Origin of the sequence: Pseudomonas emilianonis (assembly GCF_023072625.1) — a bacterium.
Lineage (GTDB): Bacteria > Pseudomonadota > Gammaproteobacteria > Pseudomonadales > Pseudomonadaceae > Aquipseudomonas > Aquipseudomonas paraveronii.
Genome location: NZ_JAKNRV010000355.1, coordinates 1 through 5,135 on the forward strand (window position 1 = coordinate 1; position 5,135 = coordinate 5,135).

Genomic DNA, 5,135 nt, shown 5'->3' on the forward strand with positions numbered 1-5,135 from the left:
AGCGCCGCCGGCAACACGCCTTTCACCGCGCGTACCTCGCCCGAGAGTGCCAATTCTCCCAGGCACTCCACGTCATCGAGCATCAGCGCCGGCACCTGCACGCTTGCCGCGAGAATCCCGAGGGCAATCGCCAGGTCAAAACGCCCGCCGTCCTTGGGCAGGTCGGCGGGTGCGAGGTTGAGGGTGATGCGACGGGCCGGGTATTGCAGCGCTGAATTGAGGATGGCGCTGCGCACGCGGTCCTTGCTTTCCTTGACGGCGGTTTCCGGCAAACCCACCAGCGTGAGCGATGGCAGACCATTGGCCATATGCACTTCGACGCTGACGGCAGGAGCTTCGACGCCGATCTGGGCGCGGCTGTGGACGATGGCGAGGGACATGCTCATTCCTTGAAAGGGCGGGCCGCTTCCTGCGGTTTTTCAAGGGTAGACGAGGTGGGGAAGAGCGAGGCGGGGGAGGTTTTACAGAACGTATCCGGGGAGTGACGCAGAACGAGTGTGGGGGCTGGCTTGCCTGCGATATAGGCGGTTAGGTGTGTCAGAGGGACCGAGTCGATCCCATCGCAGGCAAGCCAGTTCCTACATTGACCGGGGTTTATTCAGAGGCTGCCGGGGTCAACCGCGCTTCCAGCTCCGCCACCTTCGCCTCCAGGCTTTCCAGGCGTGCTCGGGTGCGGGCCAGTACCACCATTTGGCTGTCGAATTCTTCCCGGCTGACCAGGTCGAGCTTGCTGAAGCCGCTTTGCAGCAACGCCTTGAACTGGCTTTCGATTTCATTGCGGGGCAGCGGGGTGTCGCCGCTGAACAGGCGGGAGGCGTGGCCGCTCAGGGCGTCGAGGAGGTCTTTGGGCGCGAGCATGGGAAATCTTCCGGAAAACTGTTGGCGGGCAGTGTATCACGCAGCGTCTATAGTCATTTTCACGGACTCACGCGCACGCTTTTCGCGCATGGTGGCGGGAGGTGGCGCACCCTTTTCGTGCGCATTGCATTCGCCAGAGGGCCCCGCAGGTCGGCGCAGCTAGGCAAAGGACTGATTTCAATGATTTTTACGGAGCTGGCAAGGTTTCTGCTTAGACGAACATGACCCATGCACTGATGCAGTCGCTGTGACGAATGCAGTGCGCCGACGGATCAGGGGTACAGGTTTCGTCACCAGTGGTTCGCTGGCGTCGTAATGGCAATTGCTCTTGCGACGACGCGTTACAAAGCCAGGCGCTGCGCTTAGACTTGAGACGGGTTTGTTTTCCTGGGGCAAGTCCACCAATTCGGGAGAGAGTTTTCATGAAGCTAGTCACTGCCATCATCAAGCCGTTCAAGTTGGACGATGTACGCGAGTCGTTGTCCGAGATCGGCGTGCAGGGCATTACCGTTACTGAGGTCAAAGGCTTCGGGCGGCAGAAGGGTCACACCGAGCTGTATCGCGGCGCGGAATACGTGGTTGATTTCCTGCCGAAGGTGAAGATTGATGTCGCCATTGACGACAAGGATCTTGATCGGGTTATCGAGGCGATAACCAAGGCCGCCAACACCGGCAAGATCGGTGACGGCAAGATCTTTGTGGTCAATCTGGAACAGGCTATTCGCATCCGTACCGGCGAAACCGATACCGACGCAATCTAAGCCGCCAAACCCAACGCCCCAGGAGAAAACAATATGACTCTGCGTAAATTCGCAGGGCTCGGAGCCCTGTTGTCCATCGTAATGCCAAGCCTGGCCATGGCGGCAGACGAAGTGGCTGCTCCAGTCCTCAATTCCGGTGACACGGCGTGGATGCTCACATCCACCGCGCTGGTGCTGTTCATGACCATTCCCGGCCTGGCGCTGTTCTATGGCGGTATGGTTCGCTCCAAGAACATTCTTTCGGTGATGATGCAGTGCTTCGCCATCACCGGCTTGATCACCATCCTGTGGTTCGTCTACGGCTACAGCATGGCGTTCGACACCACCGGTATGGAAGCGGGCGTCGTCAACTTCAACTCGTTCGTGGGTGGCTTGTCCAAGCTGTTCCTGTCGGGTGTGACCCCGGCCAGCATCACCGGCCCTGCGGCGCTGTTCCCTGAGGCGGTGTTCGTCACCTACCAGATGACCTTCGCCATCATCACCCCGGCGCTGATTGTCGGTGCCTTCGCCGAGCGTATGAAGTTCTCCGCGATGCTGATCTTCATGGGCGTCTGGTTCACCCTGGTCTACGCGCCGATTGCCCACATGGTGTGGGGCGGTCCGGGTTCGTTGCTGGGTGATTGGGGCGTGCTGGACTTTGCCGGCGGTACCGTGGTGCATATCAACGCCGGTGTGGCCGGCCTGGTAGCGTGCCTGGTCCTCGGCAAGCGTAAAGGCTTCCCGACCACGCCAATGGCGCCTCACAACCTGGGTTACACCCTGGTGGGTGCGGCCATGCTGTGGGTCGGCTGGTTCGGCTTCAACGCCGGTTCCGCAGCGGCGGCCAACGGCACTGCCGGCATGGCGATGCTGGTGACCCAGATCGCTACTGCCGCCGCCGCACTGGGCTGGATGTTCGCCGAGTGGGTCACCCACGGCAAGCCAAGTGCCCTGGGCATCGCCTCGGGTGTGGTTGCGGGCCTTGTGGCAATTACGCCAGCAGCCGGCACTGTGGGCCCGATGGGCGCGCTGATCATCGGCCTGGCGGCCGGTGTGGTGTGCTTCTTCTGCGCCACGACGCTGAAACGCAAACTGGGCTATGACGACTCCCTGGACGCCTTCGGTGTGCACGGTATCGGCGGTATCCTCGGCGCAATCCTCACCGGTGTGTTTGCAGCGCCAGCACTGGGCGGCTTCGGCACCGTGACTGACGTGGCAGCTCAAGTCTGGATTCAGTGCAAAGGCGTCGGCTTCACTGTGATCTACACAGCTATCGTGACCTTCATCATCCTCAAGGTGCTGGACATGGTCATGGGCCTGCGGGTTACCGACGAAGAAGAGGCTGTCGGCCTCGACCTGGCGCAACACAACGAACGCGGTTACAACTTGTAAGTAGGCGGAAAAAACATGCCCGGCTTGCCGGGCATTTTTTTGTCTGGCGTTTGTCAGTCATAACGCGTGGTGCCGGTTTTTTGCGCAGCGTATGTGATGGCGCGCACACGGCACTTTTCCGGATGCGAATGTCTTACAGGCATGTAGGCGTATTCGGCACTTTGTTTTTTCCCTGAGCGCGCTAGAATGCGCGCCGATGGGCGGAGAACTGTATGTGGCAACAGACCCTGATTACCCTGCGGGCCAAGCCCCGCGGCTTTCACCTGGTAACCGACGAGTTGCTGGCCGGCTTGCCTGAATTGAAGGCGTGTCGCGTGGGCCTGTTGCATCTGTGGCTGCAGCATACCTCGGCCTCGTTGACCATCAACGAGAATGCCGATCCGGCGGTTCGTCGTGACTTCGAGCGTTTTTTCAACTCGCTGGTGCCGCAAGGCCGAGCCGGGTTCGAACACAACGACGAAGGCCCGGACGATCTGCCGGCGCACTTCAAGGCCAGTCTCCTGGGCTGCCAGCTGAGTTTGCCGGTCAAGGCCGGCCGCTTGGCGATGGGGACCTGGCAAGGTGTTTATCTGGGCGAGCACCGTGATCATGGCGGTGCTCGTAAAGTCCTCGCCACTTTGCACGGTGATGGGGCATAAGCCATTGGTTATCCGGTGGATGTTGATTTTTTTTCCGGCGACCTTCGACAGAGGGTGAAGCTGGGCTATAACTAATCTGCTTTTCGCAAGTCATGAGGTAGAACATGAGCGACGATGATCTGGAAGACGACCTGGAAGTAGGTGAGGACGACGACACCGAAGAGCTGGAGGCGGTAGCGGAAGACGCTCCTGACGAAGGCGATGACGGTGGCGATGATGCGCCTGCCAAAACAGCCAAAGGTAAGGTCAAGGCCGCAGTTTCGGTCGATGAGCTGCCGAGCGTTGAAGCCAAGAACAAAGAGCGCGATGCGCTGGCCCGTGCGATGGAAGAGTTCCTCGCTAAAGGCGGCAAAGTGCAGGAAGTCGAGGCCAACGTGGTGGCAGACCCGCCCAAGAAACCGGATAACAAGTACGGCAGCCGACCTATCTGAGGTCAGCTTCCCGCTTGCTGAAAAAGCCCGCCGTCGCTGCGGGCTTTTTCATGCCTGAAACAATGTCTATGAGCCAGCGGTGTTGCCGCTATAGCGTTACTGCCAACTGCGGAGCAACGGTGGCAGCTCCGTCAGGCTGCGAATCTCTGCATCCGGGCGTTGATCCGCCTCCCAGACCTTACCCGTCGGGTTGAACCACACCGCGCGCAGTCCTGCTTGTTGGGCTCCCGCGATGTCATCCCCCGGATGATCGCCAACATGTACCGCTGCGCTGGCGTCCACGCCACCGCGTTGCAGCGCTTCCTGAAACAACCGCGCATCCGGCTTGGCGATGCCGAGGTCTTCGGCGCGCAGGGCAAAGTGAAAGTAGTCCGCCAGGCCCACACGCTGCACGTCCGCGTTGCCGTTAGTGATCACCCCCAGCAAGAAGTGCTCGCGCAACGCTTGCAGCATCGGCTCGGCTTCGGGGAATACGGTGAGCTGGTGGCGCGCATGAATGAACGCTTCAAAGCACACATCGGCCATTTCCTCGGCTTGCGGCTGCGGGTAGCCCGCTTCTTCGAAGGCGTACATCAATACGCGGTGGCGCAGCACACTGATGCGGTGTTTGAGTTCGGGATGGCGTTCCAGCACCTGCTGGCGAAGGCTGGCGAAATGCTCCAGGGGCAGTTCGCCGACCTTGGCGGCATGGGTGGCCAGCCATTCGCGCATCGACGCTTCGGCGCTGATGATGACGGGTACGTTGTCCCAGAGGGTGTCGTCCAGGTCGAAGGTGATCAGCTTGATACTCATGAGTCGCCGCCCTTGATGCGTTTGGCCCGTGGATGGGCGCTGTCGTACACCGTTGCCAGGTGTTGGAAATCCAGGTGGGTGTAGATCTGCGTGGTCTTGATATCGGAGTGGCCGAGCAGTTCCTGCACCGCGCGCAGGTCTTGGGACGACTCCAGCAAATGGCTGGCAAACGAGTGCCGCAGCATGTGCGGATGCAGGTTCTGCCCCAGCTCGCGCTCGCCGGCCGCCTTGCAGCCCCGGATGGAACCGCGAGCGATCACCAATGATGCGCAAAGTGATGTTGT

Annotated in this window: 8 protein-coding genes; 4 read left to right on the forward strand and 4 right to left on the reverse strand. The window is 60.4% G+C overall.

The window, feature by feature from the left end:
• Both L9Z73_RS24900 and L9Z73_RS24905 read right to left on the reverse strand, forming a co-directional pair.
• The coding region (locus L9Z73_RS24900; protein ID WP_282598755.1) for a magnesium chelatase domain-containing protein at positions 1-380 on the reverse strand (380 nt) is incomplete at its 3' end.
• A 214-nt stretch (positions 381-594) separates the two neighbouring features.
• The gene (locus tag L9Z73_RS24905) at positions 595-858 is read right to left on the reverse strand and encodes an accessory factor UbiK family protein (protein WP_247406747.1); all 264 of its coding nucleotides are present in this window, start codon (positions 856-858) and stop codon (positions 595-597) included.
• Positions 859-1,280: 422 nt separating this feature from the next.
• On the opposite strand from L9Z73_RS24905, the gene glnK reads away from it, so the two are divergent.
• From glnK to sutA, 4 genes are all read left to right on the forward strand, one after another.
• Positions 1,281-1,619: a P-II family nitrogen regulator gene (glnK, locus tag L9Z73_RS24910; RefSeq protein ID WP_002555808.1), complete on the forward strand. Its 339-nt coding sequence runs from the start codon at positions 1,281-1,283 to the stop codon at positions 1,617-1,619.
• Between the two features lie 33 nt (positions 1,620-1,652).
• A complete protein-coding gene (locus L9Z73_RS24915; RefSeq protein WP_247406751.1) occupies positions 1,653-2,990 on the forward strand; it encodes an ammonium transporter in 1,338 nt (445 codons plus the stop codon).
• Positions 2,991-3,202: 212 nt separating this feature from the next.
• Positions 3,203-3,628 carry a secondary thiamine-phosphate synthase enzyme YjbQ gene (locus tag L9Z73_RS24920; RefSeq protein WP_017845176.1) on the forward strand — a complete coding sequence of 142 codons (426 nt, stop codon included), beginning with the start codon at positions 3,203-3,205 and terminating at the stop codon, positions 3,626-3,628.
• A gap of 104 nt (positions 3,629-3,732) precedes the next feature.
• A complete protein-coding gene (gene sutA / locus L9Z73_RS24925) occupies positions 3,733-4,059 on the forward strand; it encodes a transcriptional regulator SutA (RefSeq protein WP_247406754.1) in 327 nt (108 codons plus the stop codon).
• Between the two features lie 96 nt (positions 4,060-4,155).
• On the opposite strand, the gene L9Z73_RS24930 is transcribed toward sutA, so the two are convergent.
• Together L9Z73_RS24930 and L9Z73_RS24935 are read right to left on the reverse strand one after the other, a co-directional pair.
• Complete coding sequence (locus L9Z73_RS24930) at positions 4,156-4,851, reverse strand: HAD family hydrolase (protein ID WP_247406757.1); 696 nt, start codon at positions 4,849-4,851, stop codon at positions 4,156-4,158.
• The coding region (locus L9Z73_RS24935; RefSeq protein ID WP_247406760.1) for a tyrosine-type recombinase/integrase at positions 4,848-5,135 on the reverse strand (288 nt) is incomplete at its 5' end. The genes L9Z73_RS24935 and L9Z73_RS24930, both read right to left, overlap by 4 nt.